We start from the raw sequence: 251 nt of genomic DNA, 5'->3' as shown, positions 1-251 counted from the left end.
CGAATCTTCGACGCTCACGCCTTGCGCAACGCCGTTCTGCAAGTCGATCTCGGTGCGGCCGAGCGTCGGCAGAATCAGCGCGTCGCGGCCATGCACGAGATGGCTGCGGTTGAGCTTCGTCGTGATATGCACGGTCAGATCGCACGAGCGCATGGCTTCCCATGTGCGCGGCGTGTCGGGCGTCGCAATCGAAAAGTTGCCGCCAAGGCCGATGAACACTTTGACCTTGCCATCGAGCATCGCCTGAATCG

At 61.8% G+C, this 251-nt stretch carries 1 pseudogene; it reads right to left on the bottom strand.

The annotated features are described in order from the left end of the window. Positions 1-251 (bottom strand): annotated as a pseudogene (locus SB822_RS59265) (CbbBc protein); the annotation flags it as partial.

Source organism: Paraburkholderia sp. SIMBA_054, assembly GCF_046534875.1.
Taxonomy (GTDB): Bacteria; Pseudomonadota; Gammaproteobacteria; order Burkholderiales; family Burkholderiaceae; genus Paraburkholderia; species Paraburkholderia hospita.
Note: the sequence above shows the minus strand (reverse complement) of the source record. Positions and strands in the feature narration are given on the sequence as shown.